The sequence below is a fragment of the Haloplanus litoreus genome (genome assembly GCF_045690335.1).
GTDB lineage: Archaea > Halobacteriota > Halobacteria > Halobacteriales > Haloferacaceae > Haloplanus > Haloplanus litoreus.
Genome location: NZ_CP147874.1, coordinates 563,327 through 578,768, shown reverse-complemented (window position 1 = coordinate 578,768; position 15,442 = coordinate 563,327). Strand labels below are relative to the sequence as shown.

The window sequence follows — 15,442 nt, the reverse complement described above, 5'->3', positions numbered from 1 at the left end:
GGTGCGTCGTACCTCGTACCCCCACCGGCTCCCTGTTAAGCGTTGCCGAGGCTGTCGGGGGATTCAAACCCTCGGCCGGCGACGGATCGGTATGCGACTCGTCGCCTTCGACTTCGACGGAACGCTTTCCGATTCCGAGATGACGGTCCTGCTCGGGGAGCAGTGTGGGGTCGCCGACCGGATGGCCTCGATTACCGAACGGGCGATGAACGACGAACTCAGCTACGCCGAGAGCCTGCGTGAGCGGGCATCCCTGTTGGAGGGACTGGGGCTGGAGCGTGCGGACGACGCCTTCGGGCAGGTGCGCTTGCGCCCGGGCGCCGCCGACCTGCTCGCCCGTCTGAACGATGCCGGCCACCACACGGCCATCCTCACCGGTGGGTTCGAACGCGGCGTCGAACGCGCCCTCGACCGTGAGGGTATCGCGGTCGACACCGTCGTCGCCAACCGCCTGCCCGCCAGCGGCGACCACCTCACCGGCGCCGTCGAGGGGCCGCTGATCGAGGGGACGAAAGACGAGGCGCTGGAGGACCTGGCCGCCGACCGCGACCTGCCGCTCTCGCGGACCGTCGCCGTCGGCGACGGCGCCAACGACCTCCCCATGCTGGAGGTGGCGGGACTGTCGGTCGGCTTCCTCCCCAAACCCGCGGTACGCCCCGCCTGCGACGTGGTGGTGGCGTCGATGAGCCGGCTGGAGAAGGTGTTCGCGGAGCGCGGACTGCTCGAGTGAGTTACGTCGCGGCGTCGATGGCCCGATCGAGGTCGGCGACGATGTCCTCGACGTCCTCCAGTCCGACCGAGAGGCGGATCATGTCGGGCGTGACGCCCGCCGCGGCCTGTTCCTCGTCGGTCAACTGCTGGTGGGTGGTGGACGCGGGGTGGATGACGAGCGTCTTCGCGTCGCCGACGTTCGCGAGTAGCGAGGCGAGTTCGACGTTGTTGACGGTACCCTTCGCGGCCTCGTAGCCCGCGGAGAGGCCGAAGGTGATCATCCCGCCGTAGCCGCCGTCGAGGTACTCGCTCGCGTTCTCGTGAGTCTCGTGGGACTCCAGCCCGGGATACGTCACCCACTCGACTGCGGGGTGGTCCGCGAGGAACTCGGCGACGGCCATCGCGTTCTCGCAGTGGCGCTCCATCCGCATCGGGAACGACTCCAGTTTCTGGAGCGTGACCCAGGCGTCGAACGGCGACTGCGTGTTGCCGAGGTCACGCAGGCCGCGGGCGATGGCGGCGTAGGTGAAGCCCGCGGGGGCGAACGTCTCGTGGAAGTTGACGCCGTGGTAGGCGGGGTTCGACCGTCCGATTTCGGGGTAGTCCTCGGCGTACTCGCCCCAGTCGAACGTGCCGCCGTCGACGAGAATCCCGCCGACGGTCGATCCCGATCCGTGGAGCCACTTCGTCGTCGAGTCCCAGACGAGGTCCGCGCCGTGTTCCAGTGGCCGGCACAGATACGGCGTGGCGAACGTGTTGTCGACGAACAGGGGGGTGCCGTGGTCGTGGGCGATGTCGGCGATTCGCTCGATGTCCGGGGTGATCAGGGCGGGGTTGCCGATGGTTTCGAGGTGGACGTAGGCGGTGTCGTCGTCGATGGCCGCCTCGTAGGCGTCGTAGTCCAGGGTGTCGACGAAGCGGGTCGTGATCCCGCGACGCTCGACGGAGTGGGTGAGGTAGGTGTACGTGCCGCCGTACAGCGCCGAGGCGGTGACGATGTTGTCCCCCGCCTCCGCGAGGAGGAACGTCGCGAGGTCGAGGGCGGCCATACCCGACGCGGTGGCGGCGGCGCCGACGCCGCCTTCCAGGGAGGCCAGTCGTTCCTGGAGGGTCCCGACCGTCGGGTTCATCAGCCGCGAGTAGATGTGGCCCTCCTTCTCGAGGGCGAACTGCTCCGCGGCGTCCTCGGCGTCGTCGAAGACGTAGGAGGTGGTCTGGTAGATGGGCGGCGCCCGTGCTCCCGTCGAGGGGTCGGGCGACTGACCGGCGTGGAGGCTTCGCGTGTAGAATCCGGGTCCGTCGTCGTTTCCGTCGTCTGCCATGCGCGGGTGTTCGATCCCGAGGTGGTAAAACCGACGGACCTGTGCAGGCCCTGCCGCTGTCTGTGACTCGCGACGTATCCCTTATCCGCCGAAAAGCGAGTTGTTGACGGGGTCGACTGTCCGTCTTTTTCGATCGGGAACTTCCGGGGCCGTCGAGGCAACCCTCGAAGTGGAGGCTCCCACGCGGCGGCGAATCAGTCAGTCCCGAGATAGAGTTCGGCTACCTCGTCGCTGTCGAGGAGTTCCCCGCCGGTCCCCTCGAACTCGTTTTCTCCCATGTCGAGGACGATACCGCGGTCGGAGCGTTCGAGTGCGGCCCGCGCGTTCTGTTCGACCATCAGGGTGGTCGTGCCGGCGTCGTTGATCTCGACGATTTTTTCGAACACCTCCTCGACGAGCTTCGGGGCGAGCCCCGCCGACGGCTCGTCGAGGACGAGTAGGTCCGGATCGAGTATCATCGCGGTACCCATCGCGACCATCTGCTGTTGCCCGCCGCTGAGAGAGCCAGCCCGCTGATCGGCCCGCTCCTCGAGGATGGGGAACTGCTGGTACACCTCTTCGAGACGGTCGCCGAAGTCGAACCAGTCTTCCCCCTCGGCCGGCCACGCACCCATCTTCAGATTCTCCATGACCGAGAGGTTTGGGAAGATGTTGTCGTTCTGTCTGACGTAGCAGATGCCGTGTTTGACGATTTTCTCCGGTGGCAGTCCCGCGATGTCCGTGCCGTCGAACCTGATCGCCCCCTCGCGAGGTTGGACGACGCCGACGATCGTCTTCAGGAGCGTGGACTTGCCGGCGCCGTTCGGACCGATAATCGTGACCATCTCTCCGTCCTCGACGCCCATATCGACGCCGTGGACGATGATGGCGTCCCCGTAGCCGCTGACGACGTTCTCCAGTTCGAGTAACATTAGACGTCACCTCCCAGATACGCTTCGAGCATCCGCTCGTCGGACTGCACTTCCTCCGGAGTTCCCTTCGAGAGCACCTTGCCGTCGTGCATCCCGATGACGGTATCGGAGATGCGCATGATCGCCTCGATGTCGTGTTCCACGACGAGGAACGTCATGTCGCGCTCGTCGCGCAACTCCATGATGCGCTGCAGGAGCCGGTCGGTCAGGTCGGGGTTCACCCCGGCCATCGGCTCGTCGAGCAACAGGAGGTCCGGTTCGGCCATCAGCGCCCGTCCCAACTCCAGTAGCTTCCGCTGGCCACCGGAGAGGTTCCCGGCGTACTCCTCGCGCAGATCCCAGAGTTCGAGGAACTTCAACAGTTCCTCTGCCCGGTCACGGGCGTCACTCTCGTAGTCGCGGACGCTACTGGTGTTCGCGGCCGCAGCGAGCACTTTCTCGCCGGGGTGGTTCTGTGCCGCGAGCAGCATGTTCTCCATCACTCGCATTCCCGTGAGTTCCTGTGCGATCTGGAACGTCCGAACCATGCCACGCTGGGCGCGCTTTTCCGGTCCCAAGTCGGTCACCTCTTCGCCGTCGAACCTGACGATCCCCTCGTCGGGGCGGTGGAACCCCGCCAGCAGCTTGAACGTCGTCGACTTGCCGGCGCCGTTCGGGCCGATGACGCCGACGATCTCCCTGCGGTCGACCTCGAAGGAGACGTCGTCGACGGCGACGATCCCACCGAACGTCTTCCGGAGGCCGCGGGCTTCGAGCAGCGTCATCGCGTCGCCTCCCCGAACAGACCGTCCGGACGTGTGAGTAGACCGACGATCAACGCCAGCAGTCCGACGCCGAACTTGTACTCGGACGGGATGACAGCGACGCTCACTTCCTGTGCGACGCCGATGGTGTATCCGCCTGCGACGGCTCCCTTGGGATCACCGATCCCACCCAGGATGACCGCCGCGAAGATCGGAATCAGGGCGGTAAAGCCCATGTTCGGACGGAGCTGTGCGTCGAGACCGAGCATGATACCACCCAGCCCGGCGATCGCACCGCCGATCAACCAGACGTAGAGGACGAGTTTTTCGGTGTCGACCCCGCGGATGCGAGAGAGCATCCGGTCGTCGGATGCTGCCCGCATCGCGATGCCGATCCGCGTCCGCCGGAGCAGGAGGTAGACGCCCAGCAGCAACAGCATGCTGACGACCATGATGGCCACCTGCTCGACGCTGAATCTGACCCCAGCAAACGACGGGTTGGCCTCCATCGGCAGGTCGTAGAAGTGGCCGCTCGGACCCCAGATGGCACGGATGAAGTTCCGAATGATGAAAGCCAGTCCGATGGAGACGATGAGCAACGTGATCGGGCTCCGGGTTCTGAAATGCTGGAACACGATTTTATCGAGGACGACCGCCCCGACCGACATGGTGAGGATGCCGGCGACGATGGCGACCCCGAGCGGGAGGCCGATCTGTGCGTTGACCGCCCAGGCGACGTACGCGCCGGCGGCCATGTAGTCCCCGTACGCGATGTTGATGAAGTTGAGAATGCCGAAGATGAGCGTCAGTCCCAGCGCCGAGACGGCGATGATGCTTCCGACGACCAGTCCGTTCCAGACGAGTTGTGGGTCAAGTACCATCGATGATCACTCCGAAGTGCCGGCTTGCAGTCGTTCGGCGTCGCCGAGCAGCCCCTCCGGCCGGTAGTAGAGGACGAGGATCAACACCGCGCCCACGACCATCAGCCGGATGTACGAGAGCTGGTCGCCGAATGGTACGTCGCCAGGGATGAACCGCGTGATCTGCCGGAGGAACACGATGACAGTCGCCCCTAGGATCGCGCCGCCGTAGCTCCCGGCCCCGCCGATGATGACCGCCGCCCAGATCAGGAAGGTGATGCTGGGCAGGAACATGATCGACGAGATCGCGTAGACGTAGTGAGCCCACAGGCCGCCGGCAAGCCCCGCGACGGCGGCCCCGATACCGAACGATTTCAGCTTGAACACGGTGGTGTTTTTGCCGAGTGCGAGCGGAACGTCGTCGTTCTCGCGGATCGCGTGGAGAACCCGACCGAACGGACTTCGCGACAGCCGCGTGAACAGCAGGTAGCAGACGCCGACGGTGGCCCACACGAGGACGAAGTAGAAGAGGTCGTAGCTGACGGGAACCACCCCGCTGAGCGGGCGGGGGATGTTCTTCAGCGTCTGAGCCCCCGTCGTCAGCCACGCCTCGTTGTGGATCATCAGCCGGATGAGTTCCGCAGCACTCAGCGTCACCATCGCCAGGTAGTCGCCTTCGAGGCGGACGCTGGTGACGGCGATCAGCAGGCCGACGACTCCGGCGAGGGCGGTTCCAGCGAGTAGTCCCACGATGATCGGGAGGTTGAACCCGACGACACGCGTCGCCAGATCGCCCGTCGCCGGCGGTGTCGTGAGGATCGCCGACGTGTACGCACCGACCGCGAAGAAGGCCGCGTGCGCGAAGTTCAGCAGTCCCGTGTCGCCCCAGTGCATGTTCATGCCGATCGCCAGCAGCGAGTAGACGCCAGCGATGATGCCGACGACCAGCAACAGGTCTACGAGTGCCATAGTGTGATGTGGTGCATATGTTTGCTACTGAAGGTGTGTGGCGTCTGCGGACGTCGCAGACGGTCGTCAGGTGGTCAGTTCCTCGGCCGAGAACGTCGTCACCTCGGTCCACTCGCCGCCCCCGACTTCGAGGACGGAGAACGGCCCGACGGGGTCGCCGTTCTCGTCGAAGTTCTGCGGGTTCGAGGCGCCTTGGTAGTTGATCTCGTTGCCGGCTTCGAGCTCCTCCTTGCCCTCGGAGAACGTGGTGACTTCGGTGCCCTCGGGACGGGCCACCGAGTTGATATTGTCCGTGATGGCCTGACGGGTGGCCTCGCCGGCGCGCTGGGCCGCCAGCGCGATGAGGTTCATCGCGTCGTAGCCGGCGGCGGTGAACGTGCCGGGGGCCTGGCCGTGCATCTCCTGATGTCGCTCGGCGAAGGATTCGTACGACGGGCCGGGAGCCGGTGCCTGGCCGAAGATCGGTGCCTCCGCCATCGCGTCCGGGCCGATGCGCTCGATGAAGTCCGCCGTGACCACGTCGTTCCCGATGAAGATGGGGATGTCCAGGCCGGCCTCCAGATAGTTGCGCATGAACAGCGCGGACACTTCCGTGCCGGCGGTCATGGAGATGACGTCGGCGCCGGAGTCGGCAATCTCCTGGATCTCGCTCCGGTAGGAGTCGGCGTTGACGCCCAGCGCGACGTCAGCGACTTGCTCGCCGCCCTGGCCGGTGAAGTAGTCGGCCACGGCCGCCGAGAAGCTCTGGGACCCCTTGTCGTCCTTGTACGTGACCGCCATCTGGTTGTAGTCGTTGTCGAGGGCGTACTGCCCCTGGGCGCGGCCGGCGATGGAGTCGCTGGGCACCGTCCGCCAGAGGTATTCGCCGGGGCCGCCGACGTCGTCCATCTGGGTCGTCCCCGCGGAGACGGAGAGCGTCGGGAGGCTTGCGTCCTTGATCGGCTGGAAGAGGTTCGGCATCACCGTACTCGACGGGCCGAGCGTCGCCACGACGCCGGCATCGTCGAGCGTGTTGAACCCGGAGATGGCCGCCTGGGGCGTCGTCTCCGTGTCCTGTTCGTTGACTTCGACCTCGCTTCCGAGGAGGCCGGCGTCGTTGATATCTGCGAGGGCGACATCGCGACCACGTGCGGCGTTCGGCCCGACCCAGCCGAGACCCTGGCTGAATGGGGCGAGGGTTCCGACGAGAATGGAGTCGCCACCGCTGCCACCGCCGCCATCGCCACCGCCGCCATCGCCGCCGCCGCCATCGCCATCGCCGCCATCGCCATCGCCATCGCCGCCCCCACCGGAACAACCAGCGAGGCCGACGATGCCTGCAGTACCTGCTGCCTTGACGAACCGCCGCCGTCGAACGCTGTGGTCGGACATTCCAGTCAAAACTGGAACGATTCACCCGCATTAATTATTGTGGTATTGGTCTGTGAGAACAGGACTCATGTAGCGTTAATTCTACGCCTATTGTGAATAATTATTAACTATCAATCACTCTACTTGATTCGCCAGGAGACTACCAAGCGTCGCTGTTTGGTGGCGGTCCGTTTTTCGACCCAGTGTGACGCCCGAACTGGCGCGTTACCCGCCGAAAAGCGAGTTGTGGACGGGTGCGAAGTCGTCGTCTTCCTCCGCTTCCTCGTCCGCCGTGGTGGTGTCGTGGACGGCGCGTCCCTCCAGCCCGTCCGCGAGGAAGTCACGGAGCGGTGGGCCGACCTTCTCGGGTTCGACGAGGAAGGCGTCGTGGCCGTGGTCCGACTCGACGACGTGGTGGGCGACGGGGACGCCGGCCGTCCGGCACGCTTCGGCAAGCGATTCGGACTGGGACACGGTGAAGTGCCAGTCGCCGGTGAAGGACATGAGCAGCGTCTCGCCCTCGAAGGCGGCGAGGGCATCGGCGTCCCCCTCGTACCCCTCGCTGAGGTCGTAGTCGTCCATCGCCCGGGTCAGATAGAGGTAGGAGTTGGGATCGAATCGGTCGACGAACTTCTCGGCCTGGTAGTCGAGGTAGGATTCCACCTCGCGGTAGGGGAAGAAGGCGGCGGCGCGGTCGGCGGGAAAGGACCGGACGGCGTCGCGGCCGGCCGCCCGGCGACCGAACTTCTCGCGCATCGACGTCTTCGAGAGATACATCACGTGACCGATCTGTCGGGCGAGCGCGAGGCCGTCGGTCGGCGTCTCGCCGCCGTAGTAGTCCCCGCCCTGCCAGGCATCGTCGGTGGTGATGGCTCGGCGGGCGATGGCGTCGAGAGCGAGACACTGCGCATCGAGGCGGGCGGCGGCCGCGACGGGAGCGATCCGCGCCACGTCGTCGGGATACTGTACCGCCCAGTCGAGGACGTTCATGCCGCCGGCGCTCCCGCCGACGACGGCGTGCAGGCGACCGACGCCCAGGTCGTCGAGCAGACGGCGCTGACTGCGAGTCCAGTCGCCGACGGTCACGGGCGGGAAGTCGGTCCCCCAGGGCTCGTCGGTGTCGGGGTTCTCGGCCGGCGGTCCCGACGACCCGTAACAGGACCCGAGGACGTTCGCGCAGACGACGTAGTACTCCGTGGTGTCGATGGCCTTCCCGGGACCGACGATGTCGTTCCACCACGCCCGCGCCTGGCCCGCGGTTTCTGCCAGTCCCGCGCTGGCGACGTTCTGGCTGCCGGTGAGCGCGTGACAGATCAGCACCGCGTTGCTTCCGCCGTCCGGGTGGGCCTCGAAGTCGCCGTACGCCTCGTAGGCGACCTGCAGGTCGTCGATGGACTCCCCGCACTCGAAGGTGAACTCACCCAGGTTCCGCGTGCCGCTCTCGACCGACGTCATCGCAGCCCCCGCTCCAGGTCCGCGATGACGTCCGCGCTGTCCTCCAGTCCGACCGAGAGGCGGATCATGTCGGGCGTGACGCCCGCGGCGCGCTGTTCGTCCTCGCTCAACTGCGAGTGCGTGGTGGAGGCGGGGTGGATGACGAGCGTCTTCGCGTCGCCGATGTTGGCGAGGAAACTCGCCAGTTCGACCGTCTCACACAGCCCTTTCGCGGCGTCGAAGCCGTCCGCGAGGCCGAAGGTGACCATTCCGCCGTAGCCGTCGAGGTACTCGCTCGCGTTCCCGTGGGTCTCGTGGCTCTCCAGACCGGGATACGTCACCCACCCGACTGCGGGGTGATCGTCGAGGAACGCGGCGACGGTCTCGGCGTTCTCACAGTGGCGCTCCATCCGCAGGGGGAGGGTCTCCAGCCCCTGGAGCGTGACCCAGGCGTCGAACGGCGACTGCCCGTTACCGAGGCTTCGGAGCGACCGGTAGCGCGCGGCGGCGGCGAACGCCCGGTCGCCGAACCGTTCGGTGAAGTCGAAGCCGTAGGCCGGGTTCTCCCCGGCGAGTTCGGGGTAGTCGGCGTCGGCGTGGTCCCAAGGGAACGTGCCGCCATCGACGAGGACCCCCCCGAGCGTGGTTCCCGACCCGTGGATCCACTTCGTCGTCGACTCCCAGACGAGGTCCGCCCCGTGTTCGACGGGACGACACAGGTACGGCGTGGCGAACGTGTTGTCGACGAACAGGGGGACACCGTGGTCGTGGGCGATGTCGGCCAGGCGTTCGAAGTCCGGCGTCACCAGCGACGGGTTGGCGAGCGTCTCGACGTGGACGAAGGCGGTGTCGTCGTCGATGGCGTCGGCGTAGGCGTCGTAGTCCAGCGTCTCCACGGTCCGGAACGCCACTCCGCGGCGCGAGGCCATCTTCGAAAAGTAGGTGCTGGTCCCGCCGTACATATCGGCGGAGGCGACGACGTTGTCGCCGGATTCGGCGAGGATGCTGGTCGCGGCGTCGAGGGCGGCCATGCCGGCCGCGGTGGCGACGGCGTCGGTCCCCCCGGAGAGGGAGGCGAGGCGGCGTTCGAGGGTCCGCACCGTCGGATTCGAGAAGCGCGAGTAGATGTTCTCCTCGACGTCGAGGCTGAACCGCGCCGCGGCGTCGTCGGCGTCGTCGAAGACGGACGACGTGGTCTGATAGATCGGTGGCGCGCGCGCACCCGTCGCCGGGTCCGGTTCCCCCCCGGCGTGGAGGCTTCGGGTGTGAAAGCCGTCGGTCATGTGTAGGGTGCATATTCCCGAAAGAACTTATAACCGGTAGTTACGTACACGGCCATCCGCGCCGCACCGCCACGACCGACCCGCAGCGGAAGTGTTGGCACAACTATATTTATGCTGTGGGTGGAAGTATCTAGCATGAGCGACGACGATCCGTTCTCCCACGTCGAACCCGTCGACTCGACGGACGATGACAGTCTCGAAGCCGAACGGCGGGAGTTAGCACAGCGCAAACGCGGACTCGCGGATTTCGCCGCCGAACTGGACGAACGCGAGACCGAACTTCGGAACCGAGACAAGCAACTCGACGAGCGCGAGGCAGAACTCGACGGTCGAGCACAGCGAATCGAAGAGCGTGAGGCGGAACTCGACGACCGGGAGGTGGCCATCAAGGAGCGCGAACGGGAACTCGCGACCCGCGCCGAGGAGCTCGACGAAACGGAGCAGACGCTGCAGGCGTACGTCGACGACAGCATCCGCGAGACGATTCACGAGGCCGTCTCGGAGGCGACGGTCGGCGACGACACGCCACACCGGTTCGGGACCATCGGCAGCCTCATTCTCGGCCTCGTCGGCGTCACGCTCGTCGTCGGTGGCGTGCTCTACGGGTTCGCCGACGAAATCGCGCTGGTTCCCCTCCTGTTCGCGAACGACGCGGCGAATCTCGGCGTGACGGTGCTCCTCCTGTTCAGCGGCCTCGCCGCCAACCTCGCGGCGGTGGCCGACTGATACGGCTCGTTGGAACTGGTCCCCGGTCTCCCCGTCCCGCCCGGCATCAAAAGGACCATGCCGTCTCGCCACCCGATACCCCGTACCCAGGTGGTGCCATGACGAAGAAACGCGAGTACACGGACGACTACCCCGACAAGACGCTGTACATCCCCGGCCCGACCGAGGTGCGCGAGGACGTCATCGAGGCGATGTGCCAGCCGATGTTCGGTCACCGCATGGACCGGATGACGGACCTCTATACGACCATCGTCGAGGACACGAAGGAGTTCCTCGGCACCGACAACGACGTCATCGTTCTGACGGCGTCGGGCACGGAGTTCTGGGAGGCGTCGACGCTCAATCTCGTCGACGACCGGATTCTGGTCCCGACCTGCGGAAGTTTCAGCGAACGCCACGCCAACGTGGCCGAACGGTTGGGCAAGGACGTCGACCGACTGGAGTACGAGTGGGGACAGGCGATCAAACCCGAGGACGTGCGCGCGGCCCTCGAGGAACCCGGCGCCGACTACGACGTCGTCACCTGCGTGATGAACGAGAGTTCAACCGGCGTTCGCAATCCCGTCGAGGAAATCGGCGACGTCGTCGCCGAGTATCCGGACACCTACTTCGTCGTCGACGCGGTTTCGTCGCTCGGTGGCGACTACGTCGACATCGACGAACACAACATCGACGTCATCTTCGCCTCGACCCAGAAGGCCTTCGCCATGCCCCCCGGGCTCGCCGTCTGCGTCGTCAGCGACGACGCCTACGAGCGCGAACTCGAGACGGATTCGGCCTCGTGGTACGGCGGCTTCCAGCGGTGTCTCGACTACTACGACCGGAAGGGACAGACCCACTCCACGCCGGCCATCCCCGTCATGCTGGCCTACCGCGAGCAGATGAAACACATGCTGGCGGAGGGCCACGAGGGGCGCGACCGGCGTCACCGCGAGATGGCCGAGTACACCCGCGAGTGGGCGCGCGATCACTTCGAGATGTTCCCCGAGGAGGGCTACGAGTCACGGACGGTGAGCTGTATCCGGAACACGCAGGGCATCGACGTCGCCGAGACCATCGACGCCGTCTCCGAGCAGTACGATATGGTCTTCTCGAACGGCTACGGATCGGCGCTCGGCGAGAGGACGTTCCGCATCGGACACATGGGTGAACACACCGTCGAGAGCATCCGAGCGCTGACCGACGCCATCGAGGACGTCGCCGACCTGTAGTCGGCCGCTTACAGGTCCGCGCTCCGGAAGGCCACCAGCCCGAGTGCGATGGGGATGGCCAGCCAGGCGAGCATGTAGACGACGACGAAGGCGTCGCCGTAGATTGGCGACAGCGACGGGCCGAGCGCCTCCTGTGCCCGCGGGTCGACGCCGAGGAAGAACCCGAACATCTGGAGTCGCGCGCGGAGTGCAGGCATGAACAGCGAGTCGACGAGCGTCTTGTACGACTGAATCGGGTTGAGCAGCTTCAAAAAGAGCACCACCTCGTAGCGCGTGGCCGTCGCCACGTCGACGCCGAGGTCGCCGAGGATGGTGATGGTGCCGTCGACCAGCCGGTTCGACAGGAAGTCCCAGCCGAACCAGAACAGCGCGAACGCGCCGCCGCTTCCGAGGATGGCCTGCCGGTCGCCGTTGGCGGCCGCCGAGATGCCGACCGAGACGCCGACGAACACCACGCCCAGCATCGCCGTCAGGAAGGCGAACTGCACGTACGTCAGCCAGTCCGGCGCCGACGACCCGGGGACGAGCAGGACGATGGAGACCAGAAAGCCGATCAGCACCGGGATGGCGATGACGGCGCTCCGGCCCAGCAGCTTCCCGGCGACCACGTCCGCCCGCGAGTGCGGCAGGGACAACAGGAGCTTCATCGTCCCCGACCCTCGCTCACGGGTGATGGAGGCGTAGGCGACCACGATGGCCGTCAGCGGGACGACGATAGCCGTCGCCTCCTTCATGAAGAAGATGACGAGCTGGACGATACCGGCGTTGTTCTGTGGCCCACCGAGGTCCCCCGAGTAGAGGCGAACGAACGCCGGGAACGAGAAGACGAGGATGAACACGACGGACAGCCCCCACAGCCACCGCGAACGGATGGCGTCCTCGAAGTCCTTCCGGGCGACGGCCTGCCACGTCATGCCGACACCTCCCCTTCCTCGCCCTCGGTGTAGGCGAGAAACAGGTCCTCCAGAGACGTTTCCTCGGTCCGGAAGTCCTCGACCGTCACCCCGGCGTCCTCCAGGGCGCCGATGACCGCCGTCTTCGCGTCGGCCGCACAGGAGACGGTCACCGTCCCTCCGTCGACCGACGCGGCGGTCACGCCGTCCAGTCCACGCACCGCGTCCAGGTCGTCGTCGTCCGCGGCGTCGACGGTCACCGAGAGGGTCTCCCCCTCGCCCACCGCGTCACGGAGGCCCTCGATGCTGTCCTCGGCGACGAGTTCTCCCCCGCGCATGATTCCGACGCGGTCACACACCGCCTCGACCTGGCCCAAGACGTGACTGGAGAAGAAGACGGTCGTGCCGCGCTCCGCCTCCGACCGGACGATGTCGCGCATCTCGCGGGCGCCGCCGGGATCCAGCCCCGACGACGGCTCGTCGAGGACGAGGAGGTCCGGTTCGCCCACCAGTGCCATCCCGAGGACGAGTCGTTGGCGCATCCCCTTGGAGTAGCCGCCGGCCTTGCGGTCGGCCGCGTCGGCGATGCCGACCCGTTCCAACATCGCCTCGGGGTCGCCTTCTACCTCCTTCGAGCGCATGGCGAACTCGATGTGTTTCCGTCCCGTGAGGCGGTGGTAGATGTCGTACCCCTCGGGGAGGACGCCCGTTCGCCGCCGCACCGCGACGCTCTCCGCGCCGGCGTCCATGTCGAGGACGCGCACCTCTCCGGATGTCGGGCGGACGAAATCGAGCAACATGTTGATCGTCGTTGATTTCCCTGCACCGTTCGGCCCGAGGAAGCCGAACACCTCGCCCTCGGGGACCGTGAGGTCGAGGTCGGAGACGGCAGTGACGTCACCGAAGCGCTTGGTCACGCCGTCGAGTTCGATTGCGGCCATGGGAACCCGTTGGGCCAGTCCCGGTTAAAGAGTTTAGGTGTCCGTCTCAGACCGTCTCCGCTGGGTCGTGCTGTTCGGCCATCCGCCGTGCCTCCATCGCGTACCGTTCCTGCAGCGACGTCTCCTCGACCGGCGCGAGCGCTGCCGGATCGGCGTCGACGGCGGCGGTGACGCCGCCGGATTGCTCGACCGCGATGGGTGCCCGCTCGATCCGCCTGACGGCGTCGCCGTCGGTCGTCGCGTACACCAGTGAGATGAGTCCCTTGTCGTCGGACGTCCGCTCGACCAGCCACAGTCGCGTCGTGTCGTCGTCGCCCATGTCCGCTGGGTCGTCGCCGTCGGTGTTATACCCTCGGTCCGCTACCAGCCGTCGTCCCGTCGCGTCGCGCCCCGTTCGCTCGGAGTTCGTCGACGCTCCGCGTGAGCTCGTCGACCGCCGTGTCCGCCTCGTCGGTCGCGGCGACGATGCGGTCGGCGGCCGCGGCCGTCTCCTCCGCCCGGTCGCGGAGCGTCTCGATGGTCGCGGTGAGTTCCTCCCCGGTGGCCGCCTGATCGTCGGCCGTCCGCGACACCTCCGCGACGCCGTCGGCGACCCGGTCGATGGTCTCCGCAATCTCCCCGAACGTCTCCAGGACGCCGTCTATCTGTTCGCTCGCCTGCCCGATCCGCTCGACCGAGCGGGTCGCCGCGTCGACCGTGGCGCCGGTCTGGTCCTGGAGCGTCTGGATGTCGTCCGTGATCTCTTCGGTGTGGTCGTGGGTCTGTTCGGCGAGGCTCTTTACCTCCTCGGCGACGACGGCGAACCCGTCGCCGTCCTCGCCGGCCCGCGCCGCCTCGATGTTGGCGTTCAGCGCCAGCAGGTTCGTCCGGTCGGCCACCTCCGAGATCACCTCGACCACCTCCTCGATGTCGTCCATCCGATCGCCGAGGGCAGTCACGTCGTCGACGAGTTCCTCGCCGACGTCGACGACGCTCTCGGTCGCTTCGCGTGCGTCCTCGCTCGCGTCCAGTCCCTCGCTGGCCGCGCTCCGGGCCTCGTCGGCCGCCGATTCGACCTCGTCGGTCGTCGCGGCGACTTCCTCGATGCTCGCGCTGAACGACTGCATCTCCTCGGCGCCTTCTTGGAGCAGCCCGTTCTGGTCGTCGACGTTCTCCGCGATGTCGGATGCGGCCGCCGCCGTCCGGTCGATGGCGTCCGCCAGCGACTGCGTCTCGGAATCGACCTCGCTGGCCAGATTCTCGAACTCCTCGGCCGTGCGGTTCAACTCCGTGACGACTCCCGCGAGGCGGTCGTCGACGGCGCGGCCGTCGGCGTCGAAGGCGGCCCGGGAGTCGAGGTGTCCGTCCGCCAGGTCGTTGAGCGTTCCCCGGACCTCGTCGACGAGGTCGGCGACCGCTTCCTGGCGTTTCACCTCCGCGGTTCGGTCCCGAATCGCCTGGATGACCGCCACGAACTCGCCGTCCTCGTACAGCGGCATCGACGTGTGCCGGAAGTGGCGGGTGTCGCCCCGGCGGTCGGTCAGCGTCTCGTCGGCGGCGTACAGCGATAGCTCCCCGTCTTCGAGGTCGATGCCCTCGCGCTCGTCGGCCGATTCTGGCGATTCCAGCACCACCTGGGCCAGCATCTCCCGATCACGGCCGTCGGGGTAGAACACCGTACTCGGCGCCGTCGCCCCGATGGCGACGTCGTCACCGTTCCCGGTGAGTTCCTCGATACTGTGATTCCACGCCGCGATCGATCCGGAGCGGTCGAGGATGAACACCGGCATCCCGACGCCGTCGATCAGGACGTCGTCGTCGACGTTTAGCTCCACGTCGGCGGGGTCGCTCGCTCCGTTCGCCGCTCCCGTTTCGTCCGGTTCGGCCGCCGTCCCGTCCGATTCGATGGTGACGGACTCCGTGTTCGCTTCGGCGCGCCCACCGTCGGTTCGAATCGAGCCGGCGTGCGCGTCGGCTACCGACGGGCATACTCCTTGTGAGTCGGGAGCGTGGTTCATGACCGAGTCGTCGACACCCCCCTTCTTAACGCTTTCCTGCGGTTCTCAGCGGTGAGAACGGCGACGCGTCAGGCTCATCCGTGCGGGGTCG

At 66.7% G+C, this 15,442-nt stretch carries 15 protein-coding genes; 3 read left to right on the top strand and 12 right to left on the bottom strand.

The genetic code is table 11. The annotated features are described in order from the left end of the window. Nucleotides 1-91: 91 nt before the first annotated feature. A complete protein-coding gene (serB, locus tag V8686_RS03235; protein ID WP_379702521.1) occupies nt 92-730 on the top strand; it encodes a phosphoserine phosphatase SerB in 639 nt (212 codons plus the stop codon). Between the two features lies 1 nt (nt 731). On the opposite strand, the gene V8686_RS03230 is transcribed toward serB, so the two are convergent. The 8 genes from V8686_RS03230 to V8686_RS03195 form a co-directional block, all read right to left on the bottom strand. After that, nucleotides 732-2,033 (bottom strand): O-acetylhomoserine aminocarboxypropyltransferase/cysteine synthase family protein, encoded by a 1,302-nt coding sequence (locus V8686_RS03230; protein ID WP_379702519.1) that lies wholly within the window; start codon nt 2,031-2,033, stop codon nt 732-734. 194 nt (nt 2,034-2,227) lie between these two features. Next, nucleotides 2,228-2,944, bottom strand: a complete 717-nt coding sequence (locus V8686_RS03225; protein ID WP_379702518.1) for an ABC transporter ATP-binding protein — start codon at nt 2,942-2,944, stop codon at nt 2,228-2,230. Then, the gene (locus tag V8686_RS03220) at nt 2,944-3,708 is read right to left on the bottom strand and encodes an ABC transporter ATP-binding protein (protein ID WP_379702517.1); all 765 of its coding nucleotides are present in this window, start codon (nt 3,706-3,708) and stop codon (nt 2,944-2,946) included. The genes V8686_RS03225 and V8686_RS03220 overlap by 1 nt, the downstream gene beginning before the upstream one ends. Further along, a complete protein-coding gene (locus V8686_RS03215; protein ID WP_379702516.1) occupies nt 3,705-4,568 on the bottom strand; it encodes a branched-chain amino acid ABC transporter permease in 864 nt (287 codons plus the stop codon). Before V8686_RS03215 ends, V8686_RS03220 begins: the two co-directional genes overlap by 4 nt. A gap of 6 nt (nt 4,569-4,574) precedes the next feature. After that, on the bottom strand, nt 4,575-5,516 hold the full coding sequence (locus tag V8686_RS03210; RefSeq protein ID WP_379702515.1) for a branched-chain amino acid ABC transporter permease: 942 nt from the start codon (nt 5,514-5,516) through the stop codon (nt 4,575-4,577). 66 nt (nt 5,517-5,582) lie between these two features. After that, complete coding sequence (locus V8686_RS03205) at nt 5,583-6,887, bottom strand: ABC transporter substrate-binding protein (protein ID WP_379702514.1); 1,305 nt, start codon at nt 6,885-6,887, stop codon at nt 5,583-5,585. 204 nt (nt 6,888-7,091) lie between these two features. Then, nucleotides 7,092-8,321: a homoserine O-acetyltransferase MetX gene (gene metX, locus V8686_RS03200; RefSeq protein WP_379702513.1), complete on the bottom strand. Its 1,230-nt coding sequence runs from the start codon at nt 8,319-8,321 to the stop codon at nt 7,092-7,094. Further along, a complete protein-coding gene (locus V8686_RS03195) occupies nt 8,318-9,583 on the bottom strand; it encodes an O-acetylhomoserine aminocarboxypropyltransferase/cysteine synthase family protein (protein WP_379702512.1) in 1,266 nt (421 codons plus the stop codon). Before V8686_RS03195 ends, metX begins: the two co-directional genes overlap by 4 nt. Before the next feature lie 135 nt (nt 9,584-9,718). On the opposite strand from V8686_RS03195, the gene V8686_RS03190 reads away from it, so the two are divergent. Together V8686_RS03190 and V8686_RS03185 are read left to right on the top strand one after the other, a co-directional pair. Next, complete coding sequence (locus V8686_RS03190) at nt 9,719-10,309, top strand: hypothetical protein (protein ID WP_379702511.1); 591 nt, start codon at nt 9,719-9,721, stop codon at nt 10,307-10,309. Nucleotides 10,310-10,407: 98 nt separating this feature from the next. Continuing rightward, complete coding sequence (locus V8686_RS03185) at nt 10,408-11,520, top strand: pyridoxal-phosphate-dependent aminotransferase family protein (RefSeq protein WP_379702510.1); 1,113 nt, start codon at nt 10,408-10,410, stop codon at nt 11,518-11,520. A gap of 8 nt (nt 11,521-11,528) precedes the next feature. Here V8686_RS03185 and V8686_RS03180 read toward each other — a convergent pair whose 3' ends face one another. The 4 genes from V8686_RS03180 to V8686_RS03165 are packed head-to-tail and all read right to left on the bottom strand — an operon-like array spanning nt 11,529 to nt 15,351. Continuing rightward, nucleotides 11,529-12,434, bottom strand: coding sequence for an ABC transporter permease (locus V8686_RS03180; RefSeq protein WP_379702509.1), 906 nt, complete (start codon nt 12,432-12,434; stop codon nt 11,529-11,531). Beyond that, nucleotides 12,431-13,354: an ABC transporter ATP-binding protein gene (locus V8686_RS03175; RefSeq protein ID WP_379702508.1), complete on the bottom strand. Its 924-nt coding sequence runs from the start codon at nt 13,352-13,354 to the stop codon at nt 12,431-12,433. Before V8686_RS03175 ends, V8686_RS03180 begins: the two co-directional genes overlap by 4 nt. 46 nt (nt 13,355-13,400) lie before the next feature. Then, nucleotides 13,401-13,673 (bottom strand): hypothetical protein, encoded by a 273-nt coding sequence (locus V8686_RS03170; protein ID WP_379702507.1) that lies wholly within the window; start codon nt 13,671-13,673, stop codon nt 13,401-13,403. Nucleotides 13,674-13,698: 25 nt separating this feature from the next. Beyond that, the gene (locus V8686_RS03165; RefSeq protein WP_379702506.1) at nt 13,699-15,351 is read right to left on the bottom strand and encodes a methyl-accepting chemotaxis protein; all 1,653 of its coding nucleotides are present in this window, start codon (nt 15,349-15,351) and stop codon (nt 13,699-13,701) included. Nucleotides 15,352-15,442: the final 91 nt, after the last annotated feature.